This is a genomic window from Bacillus sp. 522_BSPC (assembly GCF_001076885.1).
In the GTDB taxonomy this organism is placed as follows: Bacteria; Bacillota; Bacilli; order Bacillales; family Cytobacillaceae; genus Niallia; species Niallia hominis.
In genome coordinates this window covers 1-16,299 of sequence record NZ_JVDT01000032.1, presented here as the reverse complement: position 1 = coordinate 16,299, position 16,299 = coordinate 1, and the positions used below count along the sequence as shown (strand labels likewise).

The following is a 16,299-nucleotide window of genomic DNA, read 5'->3' as shown; positions in this document are numbered from 1 at the left end:
AGTAACTAAAGCCTAATTTTTCACTTATAACACCGAGAAATTAGGCTTTTTATATTTTGATTTCCTTAACGTTGTAAATCCGCATTTTCCTGACGCTACCCCTAAATAGGGAATTTCTTTTTCATGAATATATACTGGAACATTCCACTTATTAACAAGGGTCTGTAATGCGCCAATATGATCAAAATGAGCATGGGTTAAAATGATTGCTAGTGGTTTCTTCTCGTTGAAAAGTTGTTTTGTGTTTTTTAGGATAAACGACGCTGAATAGGGTATTCCTGTATCGATAAGGACCCAATCCTCTTTCTTCGGTCCTAATCCTGCAATATAGGCTATATTAGCAATTGCTGTTCGATAACCAAATACATTTTCTGCAATTTTCATTTCATGCCTCCACTTTTTACTTTTAGTGTGACCAAATCAATAAAAGAAACACCTCTTTTATAGTAGAGTTATTCCTTAACCTGTAGTGTAAAAAGAGTACTTAAAATAAAATTATTGATAATTGATAGGAAAAGGTGTACGATACAGTTAATTAAATAGTTATGATTACACAATACGTGTAATCGCCTTCGGGGTCGGGTGAAATTCCCAACCGGCGGTGATGAGTGTTCGTAAAACTCTAAGCCCGTGACCCGTTTTATGAGATTGATTATTGGCTAATTGCAATACTTTTTATTCGAATGATATAGCTAATTTATAAAACGGTGGATTTGGTGAGAAACCAAAGCCGACAGTAAAGTCTGGATGGGAGAAGGCAAATAACAGTAAACAATATGGTATGAATTATAGAATGAAAAGATTTTTCACAATTCTTTTTCCTGTTTTTCTATGGATTTGTTTTGTTGTATTTGGTGATGCTGTATAGTGGTGTGTTTTAGTTGACGTAATATGTGCTAACTATACGAAAGCTAAGAATCGTTCTTCCTTTTTTTCAAAAAGGATTTTGAATGATGTCCATTGACAGTGTTAGTTACAAACAACAATCGATAAAAGACAGCTTTTCTCTCATACAATACGTTTATTTAAGTATGTACTTGGCCCCGTATAAGTTTTTATACGGGGTTTTATGATGTTTTTTTCAGGGACTTTTAGAATTTAGTTCTATCCATTAAAAATGGTTGACCCCCATTAGCTATTTAAGAGCTTTAAAATACACGTTGTAGAAAGGAGGAAATTCCCCTTGTTTACTGGACTAGTCGAAGAATTAGGTGTTGTGAAGCATAGTAAAAAGACAGGGCATACGATTTCCATAGTGATTCAAGCAGAACAAATTATGGAGGATATGAAAATCGGTGATAGTATTGCCGTTAACGGTGTATGCTTAACGGTTACTTCCTTTGACTATAATTTATTCACAGTCGATGTTATGCCAAACACTTATAATGATACAACTCTTAGACTTCTAAGTAGTGGCACAGGCGTTAATTTAGAACGAGCGATGGCTGCTGATGGAAGGTTTGGTGGGCACTTTGTGTCTGGACATGTTGATTGTACAGGTACGATTATCTCCACACAAAAAGTGGAAAATAGCACATTGGTAGAAATTCAAATTCCAGAGAATCAAGTGCATCTAACCATGGATAAAGGGTCTATCACCGTTGACGGAACGAGTTTAACCATTTTTAAAACGACTCCTACTTCTATTTTCGTATCGCTCATCCCCCATACTTCTAAAGTCAGTATGATTGGGAATAGACGAAAAGGTGAGCTTGTTAATATTGAATTTGATCTTTTGGCCAAATATTTTTATTCCTTTATGAATAGAGACAAAGATCCAGTCGTAAAAAAAGAATCAAACCTAACTGCTTCCTTTTTAAGAGAAAATGGTTTTTAATCATGAATTTATACTATGAAAGGATGAAAACGATGTTTGATTCCATTGAAAATGCTTTAATTGATTTAAAAAAAGGTAAAGTTATCATTGTTTGTGATGATGAAGATCGAGAAAATGAAGGAGATTTCATTGGATTGGCAGATCATGTTACACCAGAAATGATCAATTTCATGGCAAAAGAGGGTCGTGGTCTTATTTGTGTTCCCATCCAACATGCTTTAGCAGATAAACTTCAACTCCCTCCGATGGTGACAAATAGTAGTGATCCGAGAAGCACTGCATTTACAATTAGTATTGACCATAGAGAGACATCAACAGGAATTAGTGCGTTTGAACGTGCCCATACAATAAGCAAATTGGTTGATGCAGGCGCAATTGCTGATGATTTTACAAGACCAGGTCACATCTTTCCTCTCATCGCAAAAGATGGTGGCGTGCTAAACCGCAATGGACACACAGAAGCAGCTGTTGATTTGGCGATACTTGCAGGAGCAAAACCAGTTGGAATTATTTGTGAAATTTTAAAAGAAGACGGAACAATGGCAAGAGTGAAAGATTTAAAGTTGATTGCTGAAAAATTTGATTTAAAAATGATTACCATACAGGATTTAATTCGATATAGACAAAGTTTATTACAAAAGGTGGAATAAATAATGAAACAAGTATTTGAAGGAAATTTAATTGGAACTGGCTTAAAAATTGGGATTGTTGTGTCCCGTTTTAATGAATTTATTACTACTAGACTTTTATCAGGAGCAGAAGATGCGTTAAATCGTCATGGAGTAAACGAGAATGACATTTCTGTAATGTGGGTTCCTGGTGTATATGAAATTCCTTTAGCTGCCAAAAAACTAGCTGCGTCTGGTAAATATGATGCGGTTATTACACTTGGCACTGTTATTCGTGGCGCTACACCTCATTTTGATTATGTAAGTAATGAAGTCGCAAAGGGTGTGGCTAATGTTTCGTTAAGTACGGAAATCCCTGTTATCTTTGGTGTTCTGACTACGGAAAATATTGAGCAAGCGATCGAACGAGCAGGCACGAAAGCTGGAAATAAGGGCTGGGAAGCTGCAGTTAACGCGATTGAAATGGGTAATTTATATAGCCAGTTAACAAAAGCTTAAAAAATAAAAACCTATAAGCGAGATAATCACTCGCTTATAGGTTTTTATTTCAAATATTACAATGGGATATATGAAAGTAGCATTCCACCAACTACACCTGTAATAACAATGATCCATGATGGAAGCTTCCAATAAACTAACATCGAAAATAAAATGGCTGCAAAAGCAAAATCGCTTGCCTGTAAGACACTACTAGTCCAAATAGGGTGATAAAATGCAGAGATTAGAATGCCAACAACTGCTGCATTTACCCCCATTAAAGCACCTTGAATTTTCGTGTTCTTTCTGAAGGAGTTCCAGAATGGAAGTGTTCCAACAACTAATAAAAAGGCTGGCAGGAATATGGCGAATGTCGCAAGTAGTCCCCCTCCCCATCCATTCAGAACTGTTCCAATATATGCAGCAAATGTAAACAAAGGACCAGGAACTGCCTGTGTTGCACCGTATCCTGCAAGAAATGCTTCTTCGCTTAACCATCCACCAGGGACAAATTCACGCTCTAAAAGAGGCAAAACTACATGTCCTCCTCCGAATACAAGAGAGCCAGATCGATAAAAACTATCAAACATGGCAATCCATGGGTATGTAAATAGCTCGCGTATTACTGGTAAAAGGAAAAGAAGGGCAAAAAATAATAATAAAGAAACACTTGCTACTCTTTTTGAAATTGGAAAAGTAACTTCTTCTTGAACTTGCTGCATTGTTTGCTGTTTATATAGAAAATAGCCGATTAAAGCTGAAAATATAATTACCCCTACTTGGGAAAAGACACTTTGCCATAAGAGTGTAAGCACTAATGCAAAGAGTGCAATCGTCTTTCTTTTTAGGTCTGGTGTTAAATTCTTGGCCATACCAAGTATCGCATGGGCAACAATCGCAACTGCAACTATTTTAAGACCATGTATCCAACCTGCATTCTCTATATCTAAGACCTCTATTACACTAGCAAAAATCATCAAAGCAATAACAGAAGGTAATGTAAAGCCTAAAAAAGAAATGATCCCGCCGAGGAGTCCTCCCCGTAAAATTCCTATCCCTATTCCAACCTGACTGCTCGCTGGGCCAGGTAGAAATTGACAAAGAGCTACTAAATCAGCATAGCTTTTTTCGTCTAACCATTTCCTTCGTCGTACATATTCATTGTGAAAATAACCTAAATGTGCAACTGGCCCTCCAAATGAAGTGAATCCTAACTTTGTGGAAATAAGTAAAATTTCTAAAAAAGTTTTACTTTTCTTCCATTGTTTTTCTTTTTCCAATGAGATACCTCCAATAAAATTAGTAATCTTTATCATATAGGAGGATATCTTTTTAACCAAGTTAATTAACGAAAAATTTACAAAAAATTAATAAAACGTCCAATGAAGAAATAGAATGTTCTCATTTCATCATTGAACAGTTTAGTTAACATAATGTTATTATCATAAACTTTCGATTGCTTTACTCACAGCTATCGTCAATTCTTCTGCAATCTCCTCTAATTTAGGCTGCATGATATTATTCGTTACATTCGGAAAAGTTCCTGTAGAATTTATTTCTAAATAACCCGTCATTTTTGTATAATTTGCATTCTTCACCTCTACCATAAAATAGCCATTGCCTTCAAAATGCTCATTAATCCCAACTAATTCAAAAGTAACCTTTGATGGTTCTTTCCATTCTAATATCTTTACTTTCATTTCCACTTTCTTCTTAAAAAGCCCCATATCAATTTTGAATTCCCAAGTAGAAACCGTATCGTTTATGATTTGATGGTAGATGTAGCCAGGTACTAAAGGAGCCCAGTTATTCATGGAGCGAACAAAATCCCAAACCTTTTTTGCGTTAGCGTGGACGATAATTGAATGCTTTTTACTTGGCATCGAAAAACACTTCCCTTATCTTTCATTGACAGACTAATCCCTTCTCTTGATGTAAGCACATGGGATATGGCCTCACTGCAAAGAAAAGGGATTATGTTTAGATCATAGACTATTTATATATATATTCTGTCAAATGTTAGATTATGAATTAGAATGATTTTAAGTTTACATAATATTATTATGGTATCTCTACATGTATTCTGAAATCTCTAAATCCATTGCCTTTTCCTTTTGCGAATCGGAAACATGTGTGTATTTTTGGGTTGTATTTAAATTTGTATGTCCAAGTAGCTCTTGTACAGTTCGGATATCTCGACCATCCCGCACTAAATGTGTTGCGAAGCTATGTCTTAACTTGTGACTAGATATTCCTTTTTCCTTCCATTTTAACTCTGGATATTCCTTTCCCATTTGATCGATAATCCGTTCTGTAATTTCTTGAATTCTTCTTCGAGAAATTCGCTTCCCTCGTCTTGAAATAAAGAGCGCATCCTCCTGCCCTTTCATTGGATAAATCCTATTTTCTTCTATATATAATTGTAATTCTTCCATTAGCCTTTTAGGTAACGGAATATACCGAGACTTATTTCCCTTTCCCAGTACGTGAATACCTCTTTTTTGATTAATAGAAGACAGATTTAAAGAATGGATTTCCATCACCCGAAGACCTGCAAACGCCATGAGGCCAAGAATTACTTTATTTCGTCTTTGATGCTGTTTTTGTGATACCTTTCCGACCATTTCAAAAAAGGACTTTAATTCGTTTTTTTCTAGGTAACTTGGCAGTTTTCCCTTTTGTTCTTTTGCGCTTTCCAAATCGATTGCTGGATTTTTTTGAACAAGCTCATAATCTACCAAACATTTATAAAAAGATCGAATAGCCGTTAATCTTCTATTTCTCGAACTAGAAGAATTTGCACGCTTCGTTTTTAATTCATTCATAAATAGGGTAATTTGTAATTTCTTCACCGTACTTAAATCCGTATATTCCTCCTTTTTGCGTGTAATAAATTCTAAAAAGAAATAAATATCCCGTAAATAATTTTCAATCGTAAATATACTGTAATCTTTATTATCCATTTCAGTCCGAAAAAGGGTTAGCTCTTCTTCATACCACGTAAATAATGTTTCCTTTGTAATCATATGTATATCCACCTAATTTATAAAGTAGTAATTTTAGTATACTATATTTCTTAAATAACCGCACATAAGAGATATTATGCGCGGTAATGTTGTTAAAACTCCTACGAAAGAATGAATTATCTATTTGTATGTAAATATGTAATAACCAATATCATTTTATCACTAAAATTGGGAGAATTAAGGATAATGATGAGAGGTGATTGGATGAAGCTTCTATTTGTTCTGCTTAGCCTATTAAATTTTTCGATGCTATTTATTCCTATCTTGGAATTAAATGAAATCAAATAGCTGAATCTAATCCTCTGACGAATTATTATCTATGGGAGATTTCACCTTCTTTATTCCTTATAGTTAAAATTAGCATTATCCTTTTTTCTCCTATACTTAGCTATCTACTTTTATAGTGAAAATAGGCGTTTTTAGTTTTTCATACTGTCAATTCCATTAATCTATCCTCCTTTTACATATAGTTTGGATCTCGAAAGCTATTAATTAATCATAATTATATTATGTAAACAAAATTAATTCTGTCTTTTCAATCGATTAAATATTAAAATAATCATATACAGTATATAAGGAGCTAGAATATGAGTGTACATAAAGAAATTACTAAACATGTAGAACAAGTGAATTCTCGCGTTATTCGTTATAAACAATTAGATCAACTGCGCGAATCCTTCATCGAAGAAGCGTTATTGCTTTGTAAAGCTGGGGAGACTTTTTCTGTTGGAAAAATAAATGTAGTGACGGAACAAATCAATGAGTTAGCTAGACTTGGTGTTGTTCCAACAAGAAAGAAAGTGACTAAAGAAATGGTTATTGATTTTGTTAATCGTTCTAAGTAAAAGAAAAAGCGTTAAAAGGAATTTCAACTATCTTCCAACGCTTTTTTGGTATCTTTATTCATAATTTTCCATGAATGGATGAAATCTAAAAATGGCCTTTCCAATAACAGCATCTTTTGAAATACATCCAATTTGCCTGCTATCCATACTATTTTGCCGATTATCACCTAGTACAAATATATGATCCTTAGGCACTTTGATTTTGATATTTTCTGTTAATCTTTGATTAGGAAGCAATTGGCTCTTATTTTGCTTTAAATAGGGTTCCTCGTATTTTTGTCCATTTATATAAAGAGTGTCATCTTGGATTTCAATCGTATCATCTGGTAAGCCAATAACTCTCTTAATGTAATCTTCTTTCTCAATCGGAGAATGAAAAACTATTGTATCAAAATGCTTTATATGACCTATTTTTGAGACAATAACTCGATCTTGATTTTCATATGTAGGCTGCATAGACTGACCAACTACTTTAACAGGAGTAAATATAAAGTTCCTGCATAAAAAGACAAAAACTAATGCACATACTAGAGCGATAATCCATGATTTTAGCTCTTTCTTAAATTCAGTATTATTTATATTAGCTCCTCCTTCCTAGTTGTCTTCCTTTCACTAATTTATACATGAGAATGTCGTCTACGTATTCATTTTCGGCAATTTTAAATTCATTTAGCTTACGACCTTCTTCTACAAAACCCATCCTTTTGTACAACGAAATTGCTTGATAGTTTGTTGAGAAAACGCCTAAATTTACTTTTTCGATAACAGGGTTTCTTTCTGCCCATTGGAGTAGTACCTCTAATAGTTTTTTCCCTATCCCTTTATTTCTATATTCATTGGTTATCATGATACTAAATGATCCCGTATGATGCAATCTCTTTCTTTCTGGAGATTGAAACACAAGAAATCCAATCAATTCACCGTCTATTTCTGCAACTAATAATGTTTCTCTTTCGTTACGTAAAATATTATTGATCCAATGCTGCTGTTCTTCTAAGGTATGATTAAACTCTTCGGCTAAAGTTATTAAGTAATCGCCTTCAGCGATAACGGTACGCTGTATTTTTAATATTGCTTCTGCGTCTATCCATTCACCATGTCGAATGAGGTATTCTTTTTCTGTTACAATTATCCCCATTTTATCCCTCCGAATTCATGGGAACCCATTATATTTTTATACTCTAGTAATAGTGCCTAATATTATTTTTGAATTTCTACTGGAATATTTATCCAAGCTAGTTATTACTATCATTATATCATAAAATCTAGTCGCCCTATTCCTGAGGCTTTCTTTTTTTTCTATAAAAAATCCAAATAATTAGTACGATCAAAATTGGGATGATAATTGGTGACAAACCAATAGTAAATACGGCTACACCAGATAAAAACGAAATAATCCCGTTAATCGTAGTAACAAATTGACTTTTTGCTTTTTGCCATGTATTTAGTGATTCCTTATTTTTAATAGCATCAACCTTTACTAACTCTTCTTCCAATTGGATAGTAACAGTTGAATAGTCCACATTATTTTGCAAATAGTTCATTCTACCTAAAATTTGTTCCTTTTCTTCTTGTACGGTTGCTAGGTCATTTGAAATTTTTAGAAGATCTTCGGTTTTTTCGGCTTGATCCATTAAGGTTAATAGTCGTTTTTCCACTGCCTCTTTTGCCTTTAATCTAGACTCGAGATCAACATATTCTTCTGTAACATCATTTCCTGTCACGTTCTTCTCTTTAATCTTTATGCTGTGCTTTTCTACTTCCTTTATATAGGATTGGAAATGAGACTGTGGAATTTTCACAGTAATCGAGCCATTTATATACTCGGTCCCGCTATCGTAAATAGATGACCCGACAACATAACCGCCAAGCTCGGTTGCTTTACTTTGAATCGTTGCTTCTACTTGATGGTAATCCTTCACTTGTAGGGAAAGGTTTGCATTGTAAATAACCATTCGATCATCTTCTGCATTTTTTGTAATGTCACTATCCTTGTTCTCATTACTTGTTTGCGCTAATTGTTCCTCTTTCACGTTACTAGAGTCTAAAGTAGCAATCTCATTTTCAGAACTGCCTTCAGATATTGCACTTTTTTGTTCAGAATTTTCGTTGCTGCAAGCTGTTAACAAGAATAAAATCAATAAAAATACATGAGTGATAACACGATAATTCTTCATTTATATTTCCTCCTACGTTCAGTTAATCTTTTAGACGGATTTTAAGTGAATTAGTTTCAAATTTATTACATTTTGATTACAAAAAATTGCGAAAGGTCTATCTTAATAATGACCTAGGTTCCTAAGGAAATTGGCTTTGCTAAATGATTAATTTAATAAATATAGGGATAATCATTTACACCAATTCTCTATGCTCTGTATATGATAATACAAGTTTACTTTCAGTGATAATTCCATTTGCTGAACATACAATGGTATAAAAATGAGTTGGAAATTACGCTTATATGGAGGGATATTAGTGGAGTTAGACAGGCATATGGAACTTACCTTTCAAAACCTACAAGAAAAGAAAATGACGTTTGAAATCGTATTTCAACGGATTCTTTCCTTTATGTCTCGAAATCCTGCTGGAAATTATCAATTAATGATTGGCACAGATTCACAAGTGCATGCAAAGCATACTACTTTTATTACGGGTATTGTTATAATGAATAAAGGAAAGGGAGCATGGGCTTGCATTAGAAAAGTAGTTTTGCCCAGGAAGGTTTTACGATTGCATGAGAAGATTTCCTATGAGACAACGCTAACAGAAGAAGTTGTTAGTCTCTTTACAGAGGATAAGAAAAACCAGTTAATAGACGTTGTATTACCATTTGTCTACCAAGGAGCCACTTTCTCTATTGAAGGACATATTGATATTGGAGCCGGTCGAAGAAATAAGACCCGTGATTTTGTAAATGAAATGGTAGCAAGAATTGAGTCAATTGGCATAGAACCGAAAATAAAGCCAGATTCTTTTGTTGCCTCCTCTTATGCTAATAAATATACGAAGTAAATTCCTCTTTCTCAGCAAAAAAACCTGTCCTAAATCAGAACAGGTTACGATAATCATTTTTCTTTTGTAGTAGCAATCTCTTCGGATATCTTTTTATTTTTATTAATAAAATGAATGATAAAGGTGATAATAAACGCAGCAATCAGAATGGCAAAAAATACATAGTGATCTAATTCAAAGCCGAAAATACTTGCAAACATTTTTGCCGCGATAATCCCAATTAAGACAAATGCAGTATTCTCAAGTTCAGGTACTTTTTCAATTAGAACGAGGAATAATTTCGCAACAGTTCTCATCATTAAGATTCCAAGCATACCACCTATTAAGAGAATCCAGATTTCATTTGATACAGCAAGGGAAGCTAGTATACTGTCCACAGAGAAAGCTAAATCCATTAACTCTACGGAAATAACAGTAGCCCAGAATACACCGAATAGCCGTATTGTCCAGCTATCCTTTTTAATTGCTGATGCATCCTCATCTCCATCACCAATCCAGAAATGCTTAATCACAATCCAAGCTAAGTATGCAGCCCCAACTACTTTAATCCATGTAAAGTGGATTAAATAAACGCCAATTCCAATAAAGAAGAATCGGAAAAAGTAAGCGCCAAATAAACCATACGTTAATGCTTTTTTCTGTTTGTCTGGCGGCAAATGTTTAACCATAACCGCTAAAACAAGCGCATTATCTGCTGATAATAATCCTTCTAAAATAACTAACGATCCAATTAAGCCCCAAGATACTGGATCTGTTAATACTTCTCCCCACATCTTCCAGTCGAAAAATGAAGCATAGGTTGATAATATCTGGTGTAAAACGTCCACTTAATAAGCCTCCATTAAATAAATGTAATCATATGGAAGCTATTATACTCCTATCATTTTCAGATAGCAACTATTAATAGAAAAGCACTAAAAGAGAAATGTTTATTCTTCATAAATCATTTTTACTGTCATACCGCCATCTACCATTAAATTCGTACCAGTGATAAAGTCGTTTTGTGGGTTTGTTAAAAAGAGACAAGCTCTTGCTATATCCTCTGGTTTCCCTACTCTTTTTGATAAATGTTGTTCATGATCGATTTCACCGAGATTATTATAGTCTTTTGTTTCAATCCAGCCTGGTGAAATGCTATTTACGGTTATATGTGCCTCTGCAAGACTATTCGCTAATGCATGAGTAATGGCCATAATGCCACCTTTGCTTGCACTATAGCTTTCTGTATTTGGCTCAGACATATAAGCTCTACTAGAAGACATATTAATAATGGAGCCACCGTTCTTTTGGTCACGCATGATTTTGGCCACTTCTCTTGAACAGAGAAATACGCTTCTAAGATTCGTATTTAGGACATCATCCCATTCCTCGATTGATAACTCGTAGAAGGATTTAAAAATCCCTTTTCCTACATTATTAATCAGAATATCAATTTTTCCAAATGTATTTTTAGTCATGTGAACCAAATGAATAATCTCCGCTTCGTTTCGGACATCTGTTTTAATAAATAATGCTTTCTCTTTTGCATCAAGCTGTTCAAGAAGTTGATTTCCTTGAGATTCATCTATATCTGCTAGAACAACATATGCCCCTTCTTGTATATAGGCTGTTGCAATCGCACTTCCGATTCCATTGCTAGCACCTGTAACAATCACAACTTTATCTTTAAACAAAAGTATCTACCTCCCTATATATAAATGAAAAGTATCTATATTAATAAAAAAACGATAAAAAAAGCAAGCTAATTTCTCAGCCTGCCTTTTTTGCTTTTATTGTTCAGTGATTTCTACTTTTTCCATTACATCGCCATTTTTCATCGCTTTAACTGTAGACATACCAGAAGTAACTTGTCCAAATACAGTGTGAACACCATTTAAATGTGGCTGAGGCTCGTGAACGATAAAGAATTGGCTGCCGCCTGTGTCACGACCTGCATGTGCCATAGAAAGTGAGCCTTCTACGTGTTTATGAGGATTTCCAACAGTTTCACATTTAATAGTGTAACCAGGACCACCTGTTCCATTACCGTTTGGATCTCCACCTTGGCTCACGAAACCAGGAATGACGCGGTGGAATGTTAGACCGTTATAGAACCCTTTATTAATAAGTTCTACAAAGTTAGCTACTGTTCCAGGAGCTTCATTTGGATATAATTCAAATTCGATGTTTTCGCCATTTTGCATTAATATGTATCCTTTTGTTGCCATGTTTACCATCTCCTTAATTCAAAATCAGCTTTTATCATATCATCTTTTGCTTAAGAAAGAAAATAAAACGTTTATTTCCTGATTCATTCTTTTACTTTTTCAGGTTCCTCGTAATCAATTCCTTTTGTATCAACTGTAACTTTTTTCATTTTTATCTCTTTTAGAGGTTTGTCCAGCTCATCTCTATCTGCTGCTACAATCTTATCAACTACATCCATTCCTTCTATTACCTTACCAAATGGTGCATATTGGCCATCCAAATGGGGGGCATCTGCTACCATAATAAAGAATTGAGAGCCTGCTGAGTCTGGCATTTGAGATCTTGCCATACTAAGGACGCCTCTTTCATGCTTTAAATCGTTCTCAAAGCCATTCTCTGAAAATTCTCCTTTGATGGAATACCCTGGATCACCTGTTCCATTTCCATTTGGATCTCCACCTTGGATCATAAAATCAGGAATTACTCGATGGAAAATCAATCCATCATAAAAGCCTTTATTGATTAATGAAATAAAGTTATTCACTGTATTAGGTGCTTTATCTGGATACAGCTCCACTTCAATTTTAGAATCATCCTCCATCGTAATGGTTACAATTGGATAATCATCAGAAGATATAGTTTTACTTTTTGCTTTATTCTCTTCATTTTTTGGTGCGGTATCCTCCTGTGTTGCACATCCTGTCAGCAATAATAGCAAGGAAGCACAAAATACAATCATTATCGATCCAGTCCGTTTTGTTAGCACTATGAGACTCCTCCTTTACTCCGTTACTTTCCCATTTTAGCGAACTCTTTCTTTCTATACAATAAATAATGTATTTAGGTAAAAAAAGAATTGCCATCATTCATTATATGGCAATTCTTTTTTACGCAAAATAATTTAAAAGATAAGATGCTAGATAGGGTGAATGGATGCGAATTGCTAAAGATGGTGGTTTACTGCCATTGACCAATTCTATTGGAAAGCCAAACCAAACAACTTTATGATCGATAATTACCACAGGAAAGGGAATTTCAGGTGTAGTAACGATTTTCGCTTTAGAAAAAATATGTTTCCATTCTTGATTTAAAGTTTCCTTCGAATGGGGAATAGATACGAATATCTCTTTTTGTGAACGAGTCAAATCTTTTGTTAATAAATCAATTCTTTGCCCATGTGTCCAATAAAGTTTGGGATTCTTTTGCTTAATCCATTCGCCAATATGTTGGTTAGTAACAACTTTATTAATTTGTTCTTGGTGATTGATAAGCTGACGAATCGTTTTGCGGTGATCAATCATTGTTTTGATAAAGCTTCTATTGGCAATATGAATAAATTTCCCTTTTGCTCTACTAATTGCCACATTGATAAGCCGTTCACTCTCTTTTCCAGTTAAAAGCATTCCAGGACGAGAAAAAGAAGGAGCTTCTACACTGTCAAATACAATAACATCTCTTTCGCTCCCTTGAAAACGATGAACGGTAGCTACTATTAAACGCTTATCAGCCATTGCTTCTGGGAAAAATTCGATTGCCATTGCTTCCATTATTTCCGCCTGTGCCCTGTAAGGTGTAACATAGCCAATACTTGCTTCTTTTTCCTTTAAAGACTCTTGGATTACTTGTAAGGCAAGTAAAAGATGTATATAATTCATTCGTGATTTAGAGGCTTTTTCAAAAGTTGCATAGGACCCAAAATGACTAGAGTCCAATAACACACTGGCATTATCCTTAAAGGGCGATTGAGCAGCGATTGGTTTTCTCTTTTTTTCGACGTTCTTATAATCTCCTACTAATGAATGATAGATATATTTATTTGTAAATTCAGAGATGGATGGATGCATTCTTCTTTGTTCATTTAACAATAGAAGCTGTGGATGCATGGAGGAAGTATGTACTGTATCAGCTACTCCCGTTGCATGGAAGATATCTTCCTTTAACCATCTGTTTACAATAGCATGGCGGCTTGAGGCAATTGGAGGTAATTGCTTGAAGTCACCGCATATAATGATTCTCTTTGCAAGAGATGCGGAAAATGCCACCTGTGGGATATATGCCATGCTTGCTTCATCCACGATAACTAAATCATACTCATCTTCATAAATAGCTGGGTCTGTCGCAGCCTTTGCTAAGGTGGTCCCGACTATTTTCGCTTTTTGTACAAACTGTACTTCTCTTTTGCGGATTTTTTCCATTACATTTGCCAGTTTCTCTTCCATTTCTAAGAGCTGGGAAGAATCTCTAATTGTAAATGCATTGGCAAGATCTGATTTAAGCTTTTGCTTTTCTTCGATAAACTGTTGCCTTTGTTTTGCTAGATCCATATCTTTTTTATCTAGCAAAGAGCTAGAAGTAATTTGCTCTTGTTCCAGATTGCCATTACTGCTATTTCTCCCGTATCGTAGGATATCTCCCAGTTTAAAACGGTCTTTTTCTTTAATGGTTGTGGTTATTTCTGTTAGTAGTACATCCACTGCTTGATTACTTTGCGCTAGAACAAGAATTCTTTTTCCTTTCCAATAACGTTGTAATGCTACTCTTGCTAGCGTATAGGTTTTCCCAGTTCCCGGTGGTCCCCATACAAAGGAGACAGGATTATATTTACACCTTAATGAAAGCTCATGGACATGATTTTTCAGCTCTTCTGTAGGATGCTTTGTTGCATCATTTGGACGCATCAATTTTACAATTCTGCTAAGCTTTCGTTTATTCTTTTTAATCGAATCAAAGCGAATTTGTAGCTGTTCTAGAAGCTCCCAAGGATCATGGGACAAATAGGCTTCAGCTATATACTCGCCAATCATCTTTTCCAAAATGACAAGAAGGCTCTTTCCATCTGCCGATAATACTCGCCCTTTTACTGCAAGAGATCCCCAGTGAAGGATTACATTTGAGCCAATAGGAACTTTTAAATTGCCGATACTTTCAAAATAATAAGTAAAATCATTCTCTGTATTTAATCGTATTCCATTATATAAAGCCACTTTAGATTGGCCGAATTTTTTTAAATGATTTATTTCTATTTGAAGTGCTTGCTGCCATTCTTTAATCGTCTTAATAATATTTGTCATTCCACTAATTCCTTTATAAAAAATCGATTGTATAATTATAACACTTATAAAAAAAGAAGGATAGAAAATGGAGTACTCCATTTCTATCCTTCTTTTTAGCAGTTATCCTTCTGTTTTTCTATATATGCATCTATTTTTGTATCTAATCGTTCTAAGCTTTTCAATGCTCTTTCCTTTGTTATCGTGCGATAGTGATGATGTCCTCCAGGCTCTTCATCCTTTTCATCTGCCAATTTTACGATTTTTTGTAAAGGAGAGAGTATGACGGAGCCTCCTGGAATAAAACTATCGGTATGAAAAAGGACAGCTAATGCGATTTCTTTCGCTTTTACAGGATTTTCACCTAAACGAATTAATAATTTATGCGCTCTTTCTGCTCCTTTAATTGGATGAATGTCATTTTGTCTATATAATTTATAATCCCATTTCCCATCTTTATACCAAGTGTAATGACCCATGTCATGTAAAAATCCGGCTTTAGCTGCATTATCGACATCGACATTTGATTCTTTTGCCATTTCAAAAGCATGATAAGCAACTGCCAGAGCATGAGCTAAACCTGAACGTGTAATATATTTTTGAGCAATATGGTGGTTATAAATATCGATAAGTTTAACATCTCTCATCTCCGACACTTCCTTTCTTTATTTGAACCCATAACTTAATATGTTTGTGCAGGTCTGTTGCTATTAATTAAACCTATTCTCCTTTTTCGCTACGATGACACATGGGCTAAAGCTATTACTTTTCCATCTAGCGTCCATTGTTTTGCATTTATAAAAAAACACCCAAAATGGGTTAATGTTTCATTCTTTCCTCGCATCTTTAAAAAAGTATTTTTCCTATTATATTATATTTTTAATAAAATGATAATAAAAAACACCTAAATAAGGATGAAAACTTGAAAACAAGTTTTAGTTATATTTGACTTAATGATATTTTGTTTTTAAATTTTTATAATATTTTGAATGCGTAAAATTTAATGGGATATTCTCGTAAATTTACTAGCTGGGAAAGTTTTTTATAGAGGCTATTTTCCACTCAATTTATATATTTTGCTCAAAATAGTTCCATTTTAACAAGACTATAATTCAATCATTAAAAATTGGTTGCCTAGCTAAGAAGAGAGATTATATGTATAATATTATCTTTTATTTCATTCATAGGATTAAAAAAGAAGCTGGGACAAAACTAAATAACTAATCTTTAAAGACG

17 protein-coding genes, 1 pseudogene and 1 riboswitch are annotated in these 16,299 nt (G+C 34.3%); of the genes and pseudogenes, 5 read left to right on the top strand and 13 right to left on the bottom strand.

Annotation, left to right across the window (positions count from 1 at the left end; genetic code table 11):
- Positions 1–24 precede the first annotated feature (24 nt).
- Positions 25–384, bottom strand: coding sequence for an MBL fold metallo-hydrolase (locus ADJ83_RS02770; protein WP_031536505.1), 360 nt, complete (start codon positions 382–384; stop codon positions 25–27).
- A 180-nt stretch (positions 385–564) separates the two neighbouring features.
- Positions 565–763, top strand: a riboswitch (FMN riboswitch).
- A 420-nt stretch (positions 764–1,183) separates the two neighbouring features.
- Between ADJ83_RS02770 and ribE (ADJ83_RS02765) the strand changes: the two genes are divergently transcribed.
- The 3 genes and pseudogenes from ribE (ADJ83_RS02765) to ribE (ADJ83_RS02755) all read left to right on the top strand — a co-directional run bounded on the left by ribE (ADJ83_RS02765) (position 1,184) and on the right by ribE (ADJ83_RS02755) (position 2,964).
- Positions 1,184–1,837, top strand: a complete 654-nt coding sequence (gene ribE / locus ADJ83_RS02765) for a riboflavin synthase (protein WP_031536506.1) — start codon at positions 1,184–1,186, stop codon at positions 1,835–1,837.
- Between the two features lie 32 nt (positions 1,838–1,869).
- A pseudogene (ribB, locus tag ADJ83_RS02760) lies at positions 1,870–2,460 on the top strand (3,4-dihydroxy-2-butanone-4-phosphate synthase); the annotation flags it as partial.
- A gap of 30 nt (positions 2,461–2,490) precedes the next feature.
- A complete protein-coding gene (ribE, locus tag ADJ83_RS02755) occupies positions 2,491–2,964 on the top strand; it encodes a 6,7-dimethyl-8-ribityllumazine synthase (protein WP_031536508.1) in 474 nt (157 codons plus the stop codon).
- Between the two features lie 56 nt (positions 2,965–3,020).
- Here the strand turns inward: ribE (ADJ83_RS02755) and chrA are convergent, their stop codons facing one another.
- From chrA to ADJ83_RS02740, 3 genes are all read right to left on the bottom strand, one after another.
- Complete coding sequence (gene chrA / locus ADJ83_RS02750) at positions 3,021–4,223, bottom strand: chromate efflux transporter (protein WP_031536509.1); 1,203 nt, start codon at positions 4,221–4,223, stop codon at positions 3,021–3,023.
- Positions 4,224–4,385: 162 nt separating this feature from the next.
- Positions 4,386–4,826, bottom strand: a complete 441-nt coding sequence (locus ADJ83_RS02745; protein WP_031536510.1) for a CoxG family protein — start codon at positions 4,824–4,826, stop codon at positions 4,386–4,388.
- A 189-nt stretch (positions 4,827–5,015) separates the two neighbouring features.
- Positions 5,016–5,969: a tyrosine-type recombinase/integrase gene (locus ADJ83_RS02740; protein WP_031536511.1), complete on the bottom strand. Its 954-nt coding sequence runs from the start codon at positions 5,967–5,969 to the stop codon at positions 5,016–5,018.
- Positions 5,970–6,556: 587 nt separating this feature from the next.
- On the opposite strand from ADJ83_RS02740, the gene ADJ83_RS02735 reads away from it, so the two are divergent.
- Positions 6,557–6,814, top strand: a complete 258-nt coding sequence (locus ADJ83_RS02735) for a DUF2533 family protein (RefSeq protein WP_031536512.1) — start codon at positions 6,557–6,559, stop codon at positions 6,812–6,814.
- 54 nt (positions 6,815–6,868) lie between these two features.
- Here the strand turns inward: ADJ83_RS02735 and lepB are convergent, their stop codons facing one another.
- From lepB to ADJ83_RS02720, 3 genes are all read right to left on the bottom strand, one after another.
- On the bottom strand, positions 6,869–7,351 hold the full coding sequence (lepB, locus tag ADJ83_RS02730) for a signal peptidase I (RefSeq protein WP_311298858.1): 483 nt from the start codon (positions 7,349–7,351) through the stop codon (positions 6,869–6,871).
- A 43-nt stretch (positions 7,352–7,394) separates the two neighbouring features.
- On the bottom strand, positions 7,395–7,952 hold the full coding sequence (locus ADJ83_RS02725) for a GNAT family N-acetyltransferase (RefSeq protein ID WP_031536514.1): 558 nt from the start codon (positions 7,950–7,952) through the stop codon (positions 7,395–7,397).
- A 136-nt stretch (positions 7,953–8,088) separates the two neighbouring features.
- A complete protein-coding gene (locus ADJ83_RS02720) occupies positions 8,089–8,991 on the bottom strand; it encodes a DUF4349 domain-containing protein (RefSeq protein ID WP_031536515.1) in 903 nt (300 codons plus the stop codon).
- Between the two features lie 316 nt (positions 8,992–9,307).
- Between ADJ83_RS02720 and ADJ83_RS02715 the strand changes: the two genes are divergently transcribed.
- On the top strand, positions 9,308–9,826 hold the full coding sequence (locus tag ADJ83_RS02715; RefSeq protein ID WP_031536516.1) for a ribonuclease H-like YkuK family protein: 519 nt from the start codon (positions 9,308–9,310) through the stop codon (positions 9,824–9,826).
- Positions 9,827–9,879: 53 nt separating this feature from the next.
- Here the strand turns inward: ADJ83_RS02715 and ADJ83_RS02710 are convergent, their stop codons facing one another.
- The 6 genes from ADJ83_RS02710 to ADJ83_RS02685 all read right to left on the bottom strand — a co-directional run bounded on the left by ADJ83_RS02710 (position 9,880) and on the right by ADJ83_RS02685 (position 15,710).
- On the bottom strand, positions 9,880–10,653 hold the full coding sequence (locus tag ADJ83_RS02710) for a TerC family protein (RefSeq protein WP_031536517.1): 774 nt from the start codon (positions 10,651–10,653) through the stop codon (positions 9,880–9,882).
- Between the two features lie 102 nt (positions 10,654–10,755).
- Positions 10,756–11,499: an SDR family NAD(P)-dependent oxidoreductase gene (locus tag ADJ83_RS02705; protein ID WP_031536518.1), complete on the bottom strand. Its 744-nt coding sequence runs from the start codon at positions 11,497–11,499 to the stop codon at positions 10,756–10,758.
- A gap of 96 nt (positions 11,500–11,595) precedes the next feature.
- Entirely contained in the window at positions 11,596–12,033 is a 438-nt protein-coding gene (locus tag ADJ83_RS02700; RefSeq protein WP_031536519.1) for a peptidylprolyl isomerase, read from the bottom strand.
- A gap of 83 nt (positions 12,034–12,116) precedes the next feature.
- On the bottom strand, positions 12,117–12,779 hold the full coding sequence (locus ADJ83_RS02695; protein WP_414630330.1) for a peptidylprolyl isomerase: 663 nt from the start codon (positions 12,777–12,779) through the stop codon (positions 12,117–12,119).
- 121 nt (positions 12,780–12,900) lie between these two features.
- On the bottom strand, positions 12,901–15,084 hold the full coding sequence (locus tag ADJ83_RS02690; protein WP_031536521.1) for an AAA domain-containing protein: 2,184 nt from the start codon (positions 15,082–15,084) through the stop codon (positions 12,901–12,903).
- Between the two features lie 95 nt (positions 15,085–15,179).
- Complete coding sequence (locus tag ADJ83_RS02685; RefSeq protein ID WP_031536522.1) at positions 15,180–15,710, bottom strand: HD domain-containing protein; 531 nt, start codon at positions 15,708–15,710, stop codon at positions 15,180–15,182.
- Positions 15,711–16,299: the final 589 nt, after the last annotated feature.